At 63.5% G+C, this 15,478-nt stretch carries 15 protein-coding genes; 5 read left to right on the forward strand and 10 right to left on the reverse strand.

Going from position 1 to position 15,478, the window contains the following annotated elements; all coding sequences use genetic code 11:
* Positions 1-2: 2 nt before the first annotated feature.
* A complete protein-coding gene (locus FHS03_RS12625; RefSeq protein ID WP_183441327.1) occupies positions 3-305 on the reverse strand; it encodes a hypothetical protein in 303 nt (100 codons plus the stop codon).
* A gap of 157 nt (positions 306-462) precedes the next feature.
* Here FHS03_RS12625 and FHS03_RS12630 point away from each other — a divergent pair, with 157 nt between their 5' ends.
* Positions 463-705 (forward strand): hypothetical protein, encoded by a 243-nt coding sequence (locus FHS03_RS12630; protein ID WP_183441328.1) that lies wholly within the window; start codon positions 463-465, stop codon positions 703-705.
* Positions 706-747: 42 nt separating this feature from the next.
* On the opposite strand, the gene FHS03_RS12635 is transcribed toward FHS03_RS12630, so the two are convergent.
* From FHS03_RS12635 to FHS03_RS12645, 3 genes are all read right to left on the reverse strand, one after another.
* On the reverse strand, positions 748-1,047 hold the full coding sequence (locus tag FHS03_RS12635) for an antibiotic biosynthesis monooxygenase family protein (protein WP_183441329.1): 300 nt from the start codon (positions 1,045-1,047) through the stop codon (positions 748-750).
* 151 nt (positions 1,048-1,198) lie between these two features.
* Entirely contained in the window at positions 1,199-3,286 is a 2,088-nt protein-coding gene (locus FHS03_RS12640; RefSeq protein ID WP_183441330.1) for a TonB-dependent receptor, read from the reverse strand.
* A gap of 149 nt (positions 3,287-3,435) precedes the next feature.
* Positions 3,436-4,647: an MFS transporter gene (locus FHS03_RS12645; RefSeq protein WP_183441331.1), complete on the reverse strand. Its 1,212-nt coding sequence runs from the start codon at positions 4,645-4,647 to the stop codon at positions 3,436-3,438.
* An 89-nt stretch (positions 4,648-4,736) separates the two neighbouring features.
* Between FHS03_RS12645 and FHS03_RS12650 the strand changes: the two genes are divergently transcribed.
* Complete coding sequence (locus tag FHS03_RS12650) at positions 4,737-5,180, forward strand: winged helix-turn-helix transcriptional regulator (protein WP_183441332.1); 444 nt, start codon at positions 4,737-4,739, stop codon at positions 5,178-5,180.
* On the opposite strand, the gene tetR is transcribed toward FHS03_RS12650, so the two are convergent.
* On the reverse strand, positions 5,177-5,764 hold the full coding sequence (gene tetR, locus FHS03_RS12655; protein ID WP_183441333.1) for a tetracycline resistance transcriptional repressor TetR: 588 nt from the start codon (positions 5,762-5,764) through the stop codon (positions 5,177-5,179). The genes FHS03_RS12650 and tetR overlap by 4 nt on opposite strands.
* Positions 5,765-5,846: 82 nt before the next feature.
* Here tetR and FHS03_RS12660 point away from each other — a divergent pair, with 82 nt between their 5' ends.
* The 3 genes from FHS03_RS12660 (at position 5,847) to FHS03_RS12670 (ending at position 8,380) form a co-directional block, all read left to right on the forward strand.
* Complete coding sequence (locus tag FHS03_RS12660; RefSeq protein ID WP_183441334.1) at positions 5,847-7,019, forward strand: TCR/Tet family MFS transporter; 1,173 nt, start codon at positions 5,847-5,849, stop codon at positions 7,017-7,019.
* A 130-nt stretch (positions 7,020-7,149) separates the two neighbouring features.
* On the forward strand, positions 7,150-7,845 hold the full coding sequence (locus tag FHS03_RS12665) for a PEP-CTERM sorting domain-containing protein (protein ID WP_183441335.1): 696 nt from the start codon (positions 7,150-7,152) through the stop codon (positions 7,843-7,845).
* Positions 7,846-7,978: 133 nt separating this feature from the next.
* Positions 7,979-8,380: a hypothetical protein gene (locus FHS03_RS12670; protein WP_183441336.1), complete on the forward strand. Its 402-nt coding sequence runs from the start codon at positions 7,979-7,981 to the stop codon at positions 8,378-8,380.
* Positions 8,381-8,577: 197 nt separating this feature from the next.
* Here FHS03_RS12670 and FHS03_RS12675 read toward each other — a convergent pair whose 3' ends face one another.
* The 5 genes from FHS03_RS12675 to FHS03_RS12695 all read right to left on the reverse strand — a co-directional run bounded on the left by FHS03_RS12675 (position 8,578) and on the right by FHS03_RS12695 (position 15,466).
* Complete coding sequence (locus FHS03_RS12675) at positions 8,578-10,695, reverse strand: TonB-dependent receptor family protein (protein WP_229426188.1); 2,118 nt, start codon at positions 10,693-10,695, stop codon at positions 8,578-8,580.
* A gap of 111 nt (positions 10,696-10,806) precedes the next feature.
* Positions 10,807-11,190: a DUF2946 domain-containing protein gene (locus tag FHS03_RS12680; protein WP_307729539.1), complete on the reverse strand. Its 384-nt coding sequence runs from the start codon at positions 11,188-11,190 to the stop codon at positions 10,807-10,809.
* Positions 11,191-11,256: 66 nt separating this feature from the next.
* The gene (locus tag FHS03_RS28405) at positions 11,257-12,702 is read right to left on the reverse strand and encodes an ATP-binding protein (protein WP_183441338.1); all 1,446 of its coding nucleotides are present in this window, start codon (positions 12,700-12,702) and stop codon (positions 11,257-11,259) included.
* Positions 12,699-14,516, reverse strand: coding sequence for a DAHL domain-containing sensor histidine kinase (locus FHS03_RS12690; protein ID WP_183441339.1), 1,818 nt, complete (start codon positions 14,514-14,516; stop codon positions 12,699-12,701). The genes FHS03_RS28405 and FHS03_RS12690 overlap by 4 nt, the downstream gene beginning before the upstream one ends.
* Entirely contained in the window at positions 14,513-15,466 is a 954-nt protein-coding gene (locus FHS03_RS12695; RefSeq protein WP_221208130.1) for a cytochrome-c peroxidase, read from the reverse strand. The genes FHS03_RS12690 and FHS03_RS12695 overlap by 4 nt, the downstream gene beginning before the upstream one ends.
* Positions 15,467-15,478: the final 12 nt, after the last annotated feature.

Here is a 15,478-nt window from a genome sequence, read left to right on the forward strand (position 1 = left end):
GCTTACGCCTCGCTGGCGCCGTAGTGGCGCATGATGGCGTCCGCCTGTTCGCGGTGGACGTCGTCATCGACATCGACGCTGAGCAGGGCGGCGGGGCTGGCGAGCGGCTGGTCGGTATGATCGGCCGCATCGGGCGTCAGCGAATCGAAGAGATTGCGCACGGCGCTGGTCGACGTATCGGCCTGCCGCGCCTCATGCCGGTTCACCTGCACCGCCGCCGCGCGCCAGCCGGCATTCAGCAGCGCTGCCCGCGCCTGCTCCGCGTCCGCGATTTCCTTGAAGTTGCGATGGATAGTTTTCGCCATAAAATCCTCCTTTCGCGCCATTATGCGCGCTTAGTCATAAAAGCATTGTTCGTTTCCATTGCGCTATCCGCCTACCAATTTCTTCTAAGCCTAGATAGTTTACATATGTTAATTTTAGTTGTATTGTCGCAAAGGTATTTGGCAAAGAAGGCAATTTATGGTCAAGGAAGTATTGCTGGTGTTGGCCTTGCTGGCATCCGTGCCGGTGGCGGCTGAGGGACAGGCAGCGAGCAGTCTGCCTTTGCGCAGTGACTTGCTTGAGAGCGCTGCAAGCAAGGAGAAACCGGCGCAAAAGCCCGAGCGCGCCAGCATTCCTGAAGAGCGCGTGCCTGAACCCAGTCCGATGGCCATCCTGGCCACGATCCTCTTGGGCCTGGCGCTGGTACGCATGAAGCATTGAGGACAGGAAGTGAAAACGGGGCGCAAGGCCCCGTTGTGTTGATCAGAAGCCGTTCAAGGCATTCTGCGTATGCTCGACCCTGGGTGGCGCGGCAAAGAAGGGGCCGACCAGCGCGCGCCAGGCGGTGAAAGTCTCGCTGCTGCGGAACTGCACGGTATGATGCTCCAGCGTCTCCCAGCCGATCACGAGGTGGTAAGTATCCTGCCGTTCGATGATGCGTTCCAGCCGCATCGACAAGCACCCCGGCGAAGCACGGAACAGCGGCACAGCTTCGCGCACCGCCGCCTCAAAGTCAGCATGGACATCGGGTTTGATCTGGATTTCAGCGATTTCATAAATCATAAGCAGCTCCGCAGTTGGCAACCGCCTATTCTGACACGAAATTCCGCCTCCCTACAGCCGAGCCAGCTTGCCAGCTCTTTGATCCAAATCAAACAATGTCCGACCCTCGTGCCTGACACCAGGGTGGACATTTTTTGATTTGGCGCAAAGCTTAGAAGTTGTAGCGGGCGGTGAGCTGGACGTTGCGGGGGGCGCCGGGCAGGTTCAGCAACTTGCTGCTGCCGTGGCCGGCGGCGATGTAGTTGCGGTCGAACAGGTTGTTGATGTTCAGTTGCAGATCGAGGCCGCGCACGCGGTAGGCCAGCATGGCGTCGGCCGTCACGTAGCTTGGCAGCGTCACCGTGTTGCCGGGGTTGGCAAAGCGGTCGGCTACGTAGTTGACGCCGGCGCCGGCGCTGAAGCCGCCGCCGAGCGCTTTGCTGACCCACAGGTTCATGCTTTGTTTCGGCGTCAGCGTGGGGCGCTTGCCTTGCACGAACTGGCCGTCATCCTTGGCGAAGGACTTGCTCACTTCCGCGTCCATGTAGGCGTAGCCGCCGAATACTTGCCAGCCTTGGCCCAGGTCGCCGGTGAAGCTCAGCTCCAGGCCATTGGTCTTTTGCGTGCCGATCGGGATCAGCTTGTTGCTGACCGGGTCGGTGGACTTGATATTCGTGCGTTCGAGCTGGTACAGCGAGGCGGTGGCCGAGGCGCGGCCGCCGAAGAAGTCGAACTTGGCGCCGATTTCCTTGTTGCTGGTTTCTTCCGGCTCGATATTGGCGGCGTTGGCGGCCAGCGGCAGGCTTTCGGCCGAGGGCTGGAAGGATTTGCTGTAGGAGACGTAGTAGGACTGGTCCTGGCGCGGCTGGTACACCAGGCCGGCGCGCGGGCTCCAGGCGCGGTCGGTGCGGCTCAGGTTGGCCTGGCCGGCGCGGCGCTCTTCGGTTTCCTGCTTGAATTTGTCGAAGCGGGCGCCGACCAGGGCTTTCCATTCCGGCGTCAGCGTGGCCAGATCCTGCACATAGGCGCTGGAAACGGTCAGGATGCCGAGGTTGTCGGTCGAGGGCGCGGCCGTCACACTAAAGGGCAGCTTCGGCGCAACTGGCTTGAACAGGTCGACGGTGGCGACATTGTTTTGGCTGCGGAACAATTGGTCCTTGTTCTGCTTGCCGAATTCCACGCCGTAAAGGATCTGGTGCGGCATGCCGCCGATCACGGCTTTCTGGACCAGTTCGGTCTGGTTGAAGATGCCGTCTTCGGCGCGCTTCACATTGCTGCGGTTGAGCGAGGCGGTCTTCGCCACTTCATTGACCGCGCCGACCAGGGTGTTGTTGCGGTCGAGCTTGTAGTCGTACTGGCGCAGGGCGTTGCGCAGGGTCAGGTTGTCGTTGATGCGGTGGTTCAGCACCATGCCGAAGGAGGTCACGCGCGACTGGCTGTAGTCGAAGTCGCGGGCATTGGCGGCGCCGTAGTAGGTCGAGGGATCGACATCGACCGCGCGGTCTTTATAGGCCGGGATGCCGAAGTCGGTCACGCGGCGGTCGGAGATGTATTCGGCTTGCAGCAGCAGGCTGGTGTCCGGCGTCAGCTTGAACAGCACGGATGGCGACAGCGCTTCGCGCTTGAGGAATTGCTGGTCGCGGAAGCTGTCGGCGTCTTCCTTGGCGCCGGTGACGCGGAAGGCGGCGCCCTTGTCCTCGAAGTTGCGGGCCAGGTCGAATTCGCCGCGCTTCTGGCTCCAGCTGCCGACGGTCAGGCTGACTTCGGTCTTGTCGATGCCGGGCTTCTTGGTGATGCGGTTGATCAGGCCGCCGGAAGAGCCGCGGCCGTAGAGCACGGAGGCCGGGCCTTTCAGCACTTCGACCTGCTCCACATTGGACAGGTCGCGGAAGTACATGGCGTCGTCGCGCATGCCGTCGATGAATTGGTCGCCCAGGGCGCTGAAGCCGCGGATGGTGATCTGGTCGCGCTGGCCGTCACCGTGAGACAGGCCGATGCCCGGCACGGCCTTCATCGCGTCCTGCATCGAGTGCGCGCCCTGGTCGCGCAGCAGGGTTTGCGGCACCACGTTCACCGTTTGCGGAATGTCGCGCAGAGGGGCGTCGATCTTGGTGGCGCTGGTGGCGCTGACCGGGTTGTACGGCGTTTCCTTGACGGCGCCGACGGTGACGGTCGGCATGGCCTGGTCGGTGCTGTCGGCGTGGGCGGGGAATTGCTGGAGGGCGAGGGCGATCATCAGCGCCAGCGGCGTCTTCTTCATGGGATTGTCCTGTTGTGGTGGAAGCTGGCTACGATCATCCACGCAGGACTTTGGCTGGCTTTATTTTTTTAAATGAGAATCATTAGCATCAAATTATCCCGAAATGACTACCTTGTTGCAAGTAAATGATGCAGTTTCGATGAGAAATATTAGGAAATTGCCTCACAGACAGCCTTGACTCTTGGTAAAGTCGCGCGCCAAAAGATCAGCGCGGCCAGGCTGACGCCCGCGCCCAGCATGCAGACGCCGCTCCAGCCATACGCCGCATGAATGCTGGTGGTGGCGATGGCGCCCGCGCCGCTGCCGGCGGCGTAGAACAGCATATAGCCGCCGATCAGCCGGCTGTGCGCCTGGCTGGTCCCGCTCAGGATCATGCTCTGGTTGGTTACATGCAGGGCTTGCGCCGCCAGGTCGAGCAGGATGATGCCAAGCACCAGCGCCGCCAGCGATGTCGCGCCCCAGGCCAAGGGCAGCCAGGCGGCCAGCATCAGCAGCAGGGCGGCGCCGCTGGTGCGCTGGCCCAGTCCCCGGTCGGCCAGGGCGCCCGCGCGCGCCGCGCCCAGCGCGCCGGCCGCGCCGATCAGGCCGAAGGCGCCGATGGCCGTGTGCGACAAGGCATAGGGCGGGGCGCTCAGCAGCAGCACCAGGGCGCTCCAGAAGATGTTCAGGGCGGCGAACAGCAGCAGGCCCAACGTGCCGCGTACCTGCAGGGTGCGTTCGGTTTTCAGCAGCGTGAACATGGACAGCAGCAATTGTCCATAGCGCAGGCGTGGCGCACTGTCGCCGGCGGCGGCAAGCTGCTGCTGTTGCTGCGGCAGGGCGCGGCGCAAGGCCAGCAGCATGATGGCGCTGAGCGCGGCCGACAGAAAATACACGGCGCGCCAGCCCGCCACATCGGCCACGGCACCGGACAACACGCGCGCCAGCAGCAGGCCCAGCATCACGCCGGCCTGCACGGTGCCGACCACCTGGCCCCGCTGCGCGGGCGCGGCCACGCTGGCGGCATAGCTGATCAGTCCCTGGGTCATTGCGGTGCCGAGCAGGCCCGCGCCCAGCATGCCGAGTAGCAGCAGGGTGGGCGAGGCGGCGCAGCCCAGCGCCAGCAGCGTCAGGCATAGAGCCAGCAACTGCGCCATGGTCAGGCGCTTGCGGTCGAGCAGATCGCCCAGCGGCACGAGCAGCAGCAGTGCCAGCGCGCAGCCGATTTGCGTGGCGGTGACCACCAGGCCCACGTTCGCATGGCTGAAACCGAAATCGGCGGCGAAGGCGTCCAGCAGGGGCTGGGCGTAATACACATTCGCCACGCTGAATGCGGCGGCGATGGCAAACAGCAGGACTAGACTGCGGGATAGGGCGGACATGGATGGCTTCCTTAATGTGGTTGCAAATTAAAACTGGTTGAAGCATAGGGAATGTAGTTTTAAAATGCAACCAAAACCATGGGGGAGATATGGGCAAGCAAAAGCAGGCGGAGTTTTGTCCGGTGGCGCGCACGCTGGATGTGGTTGGGGATCGCTGGTCCCTGCTGATTGTGCGCGACGCTTTCGACGGCATCCGCCGTTTCGGCGAATTCCAGCGCAACCTGGGCATTGCGCGCAATATCCTTAGCGACCGCCTGCAAAAACTGGTCGAAGCCGGCGTGCTGGAAGTGGCGCCGGCCTCGGACGGTACGGCCTATCAGGAATATCTGCTGACGGCCAGGGGCCGCGACCTGTTCACCGTGGTGGTGGGCTTGCGCCAATGGGGCGAGCACCATTTGTATGTCAAGGGGGAAGCCCGTTCGAGCCTGGTGGAAGCCGATAGCGGCAAGCCCGTCCCCCAGCTTGTCTTGCGCCGCCGCGACGGCAGCGCGCTCAAGCCGGAAGAGACGGTGGTCCGAAAAGTGCAGCCTTAAGCGGCGCCGTTCAGGATGAGGGCGAGGCCGGCTTCGAAGTGCTGGTCGGGGCTGCGCTGGCGATAGCGCTGCATGGCCGCCGCGAGTTGTGGGTAGGCGAGCACACTTTCATCGAGCGTGGCCGGATCGGGATGGTCGGCTTGCTCCTCCAGCACGCAGCCCACCACATAATGGGATATCGTAACGAGCAGATCGATGGCATCCCCCATGTCCATGCCGGCCTCGCAGATGAAACGCAGTTGCGCGTCCAGCGCGGGCAGGGTGTCGGGCACCGGCTCGCTGCCGGCGTGCAGGCGCGCGCCGTCGCGATAGGCGAGCAGGGCGCGGCGGAAGCTGCGCGCGTTCTCGCCGAGGAAGCTGCGCCAGTCTTCGTCCGCTTGCGGTAGGGTGCGCTGGTGGGCGCGCTCCATGATTTCCAGATTCATTGCGTCCAGCAGGGCGCGCTTATTCTTGAAGTGCCAGTACAGGGCCGGCTGCTGCACGCCCAGGCGTTCGGCCAGCAGGCGGGTGGAGAGCTTGTCCACGCCGACCTCGTTCAGCAGATCGAGCGCTGCGGCGACGATCTGCTTGCGTTCAACTTTCATGTTCCGATCCTGAAAAAAATTCTTTTGACACGTAAACTTTATCACCTATAATTAAATTTATCGATGATAAATTGAGCAAGATATGAACAAAGGACTCTACGCGGTCATGGGTTCGGTGGTGATCAGCGCCGCCGGTATCGGACTGACCATGCCCATCGTGCCGCAACTGATGCGCGACGTGGGCCACACTGCCGAGCTGGGCTGGCGCTTTGGTGCGTTTACCGGCCTGTACGCCTTGATGCAATTCATTTTTTCGCCGATCCTGGGCGCGCTGAGCGACCGCATCGGGCGCCGCCCCGTGCTGCTGATGTCGCTGGCCGGCTCGATGATCGACTATGTGCTGCTGGCGCTGGCGCCCTCGCTGTCGCTGCTCTTCCTCGGCCGCGCCATCGCCGGCATTACCGGCGCCAGCCTGGCCGTGGCTTCGGCCTATATCGCCGACGTCACGCCGGAGAACCAGCGCAGCCGCCGCTTCGGCCAGCTCAACGCCTGCTTTGGCGTCGGCTTCATCATCGGCCCCGTGATTGGCGGCCTGCTGGGGGAATACTGGGTGCGCGCGCCCTTCCTGGCGGCGGCGCTGCTGGATGCGCTGAACTTGGTCGTGGCCTTTTTCGTGATGCGCGAATCGCGCACGCCGCAAGCGGTGCCGGTACCCCTGAATCCGCTGGCGCCGCTGCGCTGGGCGCTGAGCTTTCCCGTTCTGCTGCCGCTGATGGTGGTGTATTTCGTGCTGGCCCTGGTGGGCGAGGTGGCCGGCACGGTCTGGGTCATGTATGGCGAAGACAAGTTCGCCTGGAGTTCCCTGACCATCGGCATTTCGCTGGCGGGCTTTGGCGTGTTTCACGCCGTGGCCCAGGCTTTCGTGGCCGGGCCTTTGTCCGAACGCTACGGCGAGCGGCGCACTCTGCTGATCGGGATTACGGCCGATGCGCTGGCCTATGCGGCGATCGCCTGGGCCACCGAGGGTTGGGTCGCCTTCCTGCTGCTGCCGGTGTTCTGCGTGGGCGGCATCGGCGCGCCGGTTCTGCAGTCGCTGATGTCGGCCGGCACCGATGCGGAGCAGCAGGGGCGTTTGCAGGGCGTGCTGGCCAGTATCGCCAGTCTGGCGACGATTATCGGGCCGGTCGGCATTAGCACCCTGTATTTCATGTCGCGCAGCACCTTCCCGGGGGCGGTCTGGCTGGGCGGCGCGGCCCTGTATCTGTTCAGCATGCCTTTCCTGCTGGGGCGGGTGCGCCGCAATGCGCAGGCATAAAAGTGTCGGATTTCTTTACACTTGCCGGATGCTGAAAAATCGGTTTTCTTTTAAAACAAAGACTTACAGATCTGGCATGCAACTTGCTCTATGCAAGCTTTAATTTGAAATTGCATAAAGGTAAGTAACGATGAAATTCGTAAAGTTTGCTGTTGTTGCGGCAATGATGTCGGCAGGTGCGGTACAAGCTGGCTCGATCCAGCTTCTGAGCAATGGCAGTTTTGAAACGGGCAATCTGAACGGCTGGACCACTTCGGGCCTGGGCAGCACTGGCACCTGCGCCGGCGCCGGGCGCGACTGGAATGTGGCCAAGGTTGGCAGCGCCACCGGTTGCTCGACGGTGGGCAATCCCATCGACGGCAGCTATGCCGCCTACGTCATGAACGATGGTACGGCCACGACCAAGTACACGCTGGCGCAGAACTTCTTCGTGCCGCAAGGCCTGAAGGAAGCCACCCTGTCCTGGAGCGACTCCATCGTGGCGAGCTACTCCGGCCAGGCGCGCAGCTTCAAGGTCGATATCCTGCAGGGTGCTACGCTGCTGGGCAATGTGTTCAGCTACGACATCGCCAGCGAAACGAATATGGCATGGGATGCGCGCAGCATCAATGTCAGCGCCTTGCTGGCGTCGCACCAGGGCCAGAACCTGACTCTGCGCTTCTCCAACTACATTCCGCAGACCTGGACTGGCGCAGCGGGCCTGGCCATCGACAATGTGTCGCTGAGCGCCAAAGTCCCCGAACCCAGCTCCCTGCTGCTGGTCGCCGCCGGCCTGCTGGTTGCCGGCTTCGCCCGCCGCCGCTGCACTCCCGCCGTGGCGCTGTAAGCGCATCCCCTCCGGCTGCCGCATTCAGCGGCAGCCTTTCACATACCACTGAGCCGGATTAAGAAGAGCCGTCCCTGCCTCGTTCATGATGGCAGGAGACGACTATACTTTTCAATGCAGGGGCGAGTGGTATATGAAATTCTCCAGAAGCAAATGGTTGGCGTATACCTTTCTCGTCGGACTGATTCCGGTCTTAATGAGGTTGCTTGTATGGGCCGCCGCCAAGGCCGGGAAAGTTGAAGCCTTTGCTGCGCCGGATTTTGTCTCGTTCGGTCTTGTCCTGCATATTTCCATCATCAATGAAATGGAGCAGCTTCCGCAAAGAGAAAAGAACTGGAAGGCAATACAAAACGGGACATCTATTATTTTTATCGCTTTGTATGGCGCGCTCTATGCGTTGGCCATTCTTGGCGGGAGGGGCGAGAATCTGGTTGATTCGTCGGCCGTTTTACGCAGCAGTGTCTTCTTTGTTTCATTATCAATAGCACTGAGCTTAAGTACGCTTCAGCGACTTTCAAGAGCGAGGACAAGATGAACACTTTACTTTACGTCATCACGTGCTTTGCCGCCGTACTCGGCCTTGGCGTTTCGATCTGGTCTTTTTTCGATACGCGCAAAAAGTACGGGAAGGGCTGCAATAAAGAGGAAGAAACATAATCTCTTCATAGGAAGCCTGCGCAAGCGCAGGCTTCTTCGCTTCGTGGGGATCAGATTGGCCAGTTGACGCCGCCTTTACTTGCCGCCGAAGGTGTAGGACAGGCCCAGCATCACGCTGCGCGGTGCGCCGGGCGTGTACTGGTTCTGGGTGTTGGGCGAGTAAACGCCAGCGCCGGAGTAGGAGCTGGAGGCTGAATCGGAGTAATGCTTGTCGCCCAGATTGCGCACATGGACCCAGGCTTCCCAGCCTGGCATGAAGCGGTAGGCGGCGCGCAGATGGAACAGCGCGTGGCCGGGATAGCGTACGGTATTGGCATTGTCCATCCAGTAGACGCCCTGGTGCACCGCTTCCAGCGCGATGCGCAAGCCCGGCATCGGTTTGTAGCCGATTTCGGCGCTGGTCATATCGCGCGGCGCTTGCGGCATGTCCTTGCCGCTGTAGTCCTGGGTGGCGGAGACGCGGTAGCGTTCATAGCGATGGCTGGCGATGGCGGTGCTGAAGCGCGCGTCGAGCGGGCCGTTGTCGTAGTTCAGGCCCAACTCCAGACCCTGGCTGCGCGTGCGTCCGGCATTGCGGTTCTCGCTATTGCCCGGCGTGATGGTGTAGCTGACGATGGTGTCGCGTCCCACCAGCCGGTAGAGCGAGGAATCCAGGCGCAGCTTGCGGTCGAGGAAGGCCAGGCGCAGGCCCACTTCCACGCTGCGGTAGGTGGCGGGCTGCAGGTCGGGAATGCCGGTCTTGCCATACATCTGGCTTACCTCCGGCGGCGTGAAGCCTTCGCTGATATTCGCATACGCATTGGCGTCCGCTCCCAGCACATAGCTGGCGCCCAGCTTGGGACTGAAGCGCGAGAAGCTGCGGCTCTCGTTCGGCGCGCCATAGTTGGCGCTGCCCTGCGGCGAGAGATTGTTGCGGAAGTCGTAGCGGATGCGGTCGGAGCGGCCGCCCGCGACCACGCGCAGCTTGGGCAGCGGCGACGCTTCCCATTGCGCGAAGATGGCGGTGTTGTCGATGTCGGCCTGGTAATCGCGCACACCTTGCGGCTGGCTGTCGTTGACGCGGGTATAGCTCAGATAGCGGCCGCTGGCCGGGTCGCGCACGATGCGCAGATTGTCGCTGTAATAGGGATTGTCGCTGCGGTCGATGTAGATGCCTGCGACCAGGCGCGAATTCAGCCAGGCGAATTCCTGCAGATGCTTCACATCCAGGCCGCGCGAATCGACGTGGTTGTTGTTCAGCGTTCCCTTGCAGATGCTGCCGCTGCAGCTGCCGATGGTGTAGCTCGGGATCTGTCCATGGTCGTTGCGGCGCGTGAACAGGGTGACGGTGGTGCTGCCGCCCGGCGTGGTATCGCCTTCCCAGGCCACGGTGCCGCGCGTGGTCTTGTCCTTGCGGTAGGTGAAGGTGTTCAGGCTCTTGCCGGGATTGTTCTGGTAATCGTTTTCGAACAGGCTGCCGGGCATGGCCGCATCGAGATCGGTGCGCACCAGCGTGGCGCGGACGATGCCCGCATTGCCCAGCGCATAGTCGGCGCGCAGGGTGAAGGAATCCTTGTCGCCGTAGCTGTACTCCTGCCAGTTGTTCGACGTGCGGCGCGAGCTGTAATGCGAGAAGCGCAGGCCGAAATCGCCCCAGGTATTGCTGGCCGCCGTGTCGTAGCGCGTAAAGCCGGACACGCCCTCATGCCGCACGCCGATGCGCGCATAGGGCGTGCGCGAAGGCGCGGCCGTCAGCGCGTTGATGGCGCCGCCCACGGCATTGCTGCCGTACAGCGAGGAGGCCGGTCCCTTTACTACTTCCACGCTGTCGCTGCCTGCGATATTCATTTCATTCAGCGAGTTGTGATTGAACACGCCCAGCGGACGGATAGGAATGCCGTCCTCCAGATACTGGTACACCGAACCGGTGCCGATGGGCTGGCGGATCGCCATGCTGTGCTGCTCATTGCCCAGGTCATTCCAGTGCACGCCGGCGACGCGATTCAGGATGTCGCCCATGGTCTTGGGCTTGTCGCGCTCCATCTCGCGGCCGCTCACGATGCCGATGGCGCTGGGCGTTTCGGATAGCTTGGTGACGGCGCGCGAGCCGCTGACGACGACGATTTCCATGCCGGGCGTTTCATCGGCGGCCATGGCGTTGACGGAGAAGGCGGACAGCACGGCGAGGCAGATGGCGCTGGGACGGTAGTTCATGATGTGCTTTCTTCTTTTAATGGCGTATTTGGCGCGGCGCAGGGCCACAGGCGGGCGACAAGGCGCGCGCAAACGGCCTGCTTCAATGCAGGTCAGACGGATGCTGCGGGATCAGGAATGGCTTGGCGGCGCGCGCGACTGCGCGGCGGACCAGATGAAGAGACGGCGTGGCGCCTGGTAGAAGAGGGAAGGGTATATCGCGCTGCCGGCTGCGGGATGCAGCGTCAGCGCCGGCGTGGGCGGCAAGCCCACGACATCGTGCTGGGTGAAGCAGAAGGGACAGTGTTCCAGATGCTGGGCGCTGTCGCCGGATGGCGCGCCGCCATCGTCGCCGATTTGGACGAATTTGGCGCCCTGCATGGTGCAGATCTCAGTCCAGCCGCTGTTGCCAGCTGGCGCCATGGCGCGCGAAACGGAAGGCACGAGCGCGGCGAAGAGGATCGCCATGAAGGCGAGCCAGGCGGCACAGCGTCGTATTGTTCCGTTCATATTCATACGCGGCCGATTCTAGCATGGGCCTGGCGCGCCGCCGAAAGGCGGCTGGGCCTTTCTTAATCCAGCTTAAGCCGGGCAGGCCTGTGCCGGCGCCCGTTCCTTTTGCCGCAGCGGCAGCAGGATGCGAAATGCGGTGCCGCGCCCCGGCGTCGATTGCACGTCAATGCGTCCGCCGTGATTGCGCACGATGCCGTAAGAGAGCGAAAGACCGAGGCCGGTGCCCTGGCCCAGCGGCTTGGTGGTATAGAAGGGATCGAAAATGCGCGGCAGTACCTCGGGCGCGATGCCGCAGCCGTTGTCGGCCACTTCCACCCAGGCTTCCGCGCCATGGCAGCCGGTGCGGATGGTGATCTGGCCGCGCGCCGGGCCGATGGCGTGGGCGGCGTTGATGACCAGATTCATGAATACCTGGTTCAGTTCGGACGGCAGGCACTCCACCATGGGCAGCTCGCCGTATTCCTTGCGCAGGTCCGCCACCTTGCGGATCTCGCCGGCCATGATGTTCAGCGTGGAGTCCAGGCCGCGGTGCAGATCGGCCAGCTCCCATGGCGAGCTGCTATTGCCATTGCGCGAAAAGTCCTTGAGGGACTGCACGATCTTGCTCACGCGTCCCATACCGTCCTTGGATTGCGCCATCAGCACGGGAATATCCTCGCGCAGGAAGGCCAGCTGGAACGGGGCGCTTTGCGGCAGCCGCGCCAGTCCGGCGGGCGCTTCGCAGCCGCCATTGCAGTTGTCGGCGTAGGCGTCCAGCAGCGCGAGCAGATTTTCCAGATACTCTTCCAGCACGCCGAAATTCGATTGCAGAAAACCGAGGGGATTGTTGATCTCGTGCGCCACGCCGCTGCACAGCAGGCCAAGGGAGGCCAATTTTTCCGATTGGACCAGGCGGCTTTCCAACTGCTTGCGCTGGTCGAATTGCTGCTGCAACTGGTGGTTGGCCTGCTGCAGTTCGGCGGTGCGGCTGGCCACGGCGCTTTCCAGGTTTTCCATGCGGCTGGCCGCTTGCCGGGTCAGCCGCCACTTCTCGGTCAGCGTATTGGCCAGCTGCTGCACCTCGATTACATCGAAAGGCTTGCGCAGGACGAGCAGGCGGTCGCGCGCGTCCAGCCGCGCCAGCACCTCCTGCCAGGTATGGTCGGAATAGGCGGTACAGATGACCACCTGCAGCGCCGGGTCGGTCTGCCACAGATGTTCGATGGTTTGCACGCCGTCCCAGCCAGGCGGCATACGCATGTCGACGAAGGCCAGGGCATAGGGCCGGCCGGCGGCCAGCGCGGCGGCGGCCATGCGCACGCCTTCCTCGCCCTGGCTGGCGCAATCGAGGGTAAAGGCTGGCATCGGCGCGGCGGCGGCAGCGGCATCGGCGCCGAACAGAAAGGCTTCGGCGGCATCCAGGGTGGCGTCGGCGGCGCTGGAGGACAGCAGGATCTTGCGGAAGTCCTCATGAATGGCTGGCATATCGTCGATCAGCAGCAGGCGGCGCTCGAAGGATTCGGATGGTGAATTCATGGCGTGCAGTCCTTGGCGGAAGAGTGGATGGGAAGCTGTAGGGTGAAGGTGGCGCCCGTGCCGGGGCCGTCGCTGGCTGCCTGCAAGCTGCCGCCCATCTCGCGGGCGGCCAGCACGCAGCTGTGCAGGCCGAAGCCGTGGCCGTCCTTGCGGGTGGTGAAGCCGTGGCTGAAGATGCGCGCCAGATTTTCGGCCGGGATGCCTTCGCCGCTGTCGGCCACCTGCAACTGCACGCTGTCGTCCGCGCTCTGGCGCAGGCGCAGGATGAGGCGGCGCTCGCCGGCAGCCAGGCCATCCATGGCGCGGCGCGCATTGCCCAGCAGATTGATCAGGATTTGCAGGACGCGGTGGCGGTCGAGCCGCAGCGGCGGCAGCGCGTGATAGTCGCGCATGATGGCGATGCCGTCCTGCTGGCCGGCCAGGCCGCTCATGCCCAGCGCTTCCTCCAGCAGATGGTCGAGGCTGCAGTCTTCGAGCAGGCAGGCGGCGCCGGCATAGGACTGCTGGGTGGCGATGATGTCCTTGATATGATCGATGCTGCTGGATAGAGAGTTCAGCTCGGCCAGCGCGTTTTGGCGTTCGGCGCCGAGTGCGCCGGCCAGTTCGTCAAGGTAGGCGGGCAGGCGCTGGCCGCGCTCGTCGCCGCGCAAAAAATCGACCCATTGCGCGCCCTGCTTGTTGATCAGTTGCACCGCCTTGGATAGGCCCGGCGCGCGCGAGTCGCGCGCCTGCCGCACCAGCAAGGAGACCGAGACGCCCACGCTGTTCAGCACATTCCCCACATTGTGCAGCACATTGGTGGCGATTTCCGCCATGCCGGCCTGGCGCGCCGCCGCCACCAACTGGCTCTGGGCCTGCTCCAGCTCCTGCGTGCGCAGGCGCACGCGCCGCTCCAGGTGTTCGTTGGCGTGCTGCAGGGCGTGGTTGATGCGGTTGATGATGCGGTGGCTGCGCAGCAGACGGATGGCGGCGTAGAGCAGCAGCGCCGCCAGGCCGGCCGAGAACAGCAGCAGATACAGCCGGTGCATATGGGCTTCGCCGGCGGCATGCTGTTGCTGCTGCGTCAGCAGGTTGTTGATCTCATCGAGATGGGCGGCGGTGGGTGCCTGCGCGATCTGGAGCAGCAACTGGCTCACCTGCGCATGTTCGCGCAGCACGGTGCGCACATGGGCCAGGAAAATGTCCAGCTTGAGCAGACTCTCGCCGCTCTGGCGCGAGCGGAAATCCAGCAGCGCTTCCAGCTCGGTTCGGACATTGACCATGTGTTCGGGCGCGGGCGCCTCGGTATACACCAGGGTGGCCAGCAGGACCGCGTTGACTGCGCTGCTTAGCTCACTCTGCGCCCGGCTGGACGCCGTCTTCTCGGGCAGCTCGGCGCCGGCGTCGGTGGCGGCCATCGGCAAGAACGCCAGGGAGTTGCGCAGGATGGCGTTGTGCGATTTGAATGCCTCGATGAGACGGGCTTTTTCCGTCATCGCCTGCTGAAAGGCGCGCAGTACCTGTTCCAGCTTTTTCTGCAGCGGCTCCGGCGCGTTTTGCTGCAGGACCGCCAGCTGCTGCGGCAGCGTGGCGACGTCGGGCAGGGGATCGACCAGGGCGTCGTAATTCTGATTGAGGCCGACCCGCGACTTCATCACGTTCAGCTCCCAGCTGGCGTCCAGCTGCTTCAGATGGCGCAGCAGCGCGAGATTGGCGAAATAGCTGGAGGCGTCGTAGTCGCGGCTCCTGGCATAGAACAGCAGCAGGGCGGCGGCGAGCAGCAGGCCCAGCGCGGTCAAAGGCAGCCAGCCTTTGCGCAGACGCGGGATCTTCATGGCTGTCCCCGCGGCGCGGCGCTTAGCGAGCCAAGAAACTGCGCGATCAGGCGCTTGTCTTCGGCCGATCCCACCCGTCCCAACTGATAGCGGAACATGATGTCGATCGCCTCTTCCAGCGTGGCGGCGGAGCCGTCGTGCAGATAGGGCGCGGTCTGCGCCACATTGCGCAGACTGGGCACCTTGAACACCTGGCGGTCCTCTTCGCGGCCGGTGCGCAGGAAGCGGCCCTGGGCCGCGCCGGTGCGCGCGCTGCGCGGCAGCAGATCTTCCATCACGCCGAATTTCTGGAACATATTTCCGCCCACGTTCGCGCCCTGGTGGCAGGCCACGCAGCCATACTGCTTGAAGCGCAGATAACCGGCTTTTTCGTTGGCCGTGATGGCTTTGCCGTCACCGCGCAGATAGCGGTCGAAGCGCGAATCGGGTGTGATCAGGGTGCGTTCATAGCTGGCCAGGGCGTTTTGGATATTGGCGCGCGTGACACCGTCCTTGTAGGCGGCATCGAAGGCGCGCCGGTAACTGTCGTCACGGGCCAGCAGACGCACGATGTCGGGCCAGGAACCGCCCATCTCCACCGGATTTTGCACAACCTGGTCGATCTGTTCTTCCAGCGTGGCGGCGCGGCCATCCCAGAACTGCTTGAAATTGAGCGCGGCATTCAGCACGGTGGGCGCATTCAGCGCGGTGGTCTGGCCGCGCCAGCCCAGCGACTGGCGCCGGCCGTCGGCGCCGCCCTTGGCCAGGTCGTGGCAGCTGGCGCAGGACACGCGCTGGTTGCCGGACAGGCGTACTTCGTGGAAAAGGCGGGCGCCCAGGGCCACGCGGGCTGGGTCCTGGCGCAGGCTGGCCGGCAGCGGCTTGATGGGTTCTTCCGCGACTTCGGCCGCGCCCTGGCCCGCCAGCAGCAGGCCAAGGCAGGCCAGGAACGGCAGCAGCATGGTTTTCATGGTCGTCTCCCG

The organism is Pseudoduganella violacea, assembly GCF_014191875.1.
Taxonomy (GTDB): Bacteria; Pseudomonadota; Gammaproteobacteria; order Burkholderiales; family Burkholderiaceae_D; genus Rugamonas; species Rugamonas violacea_A.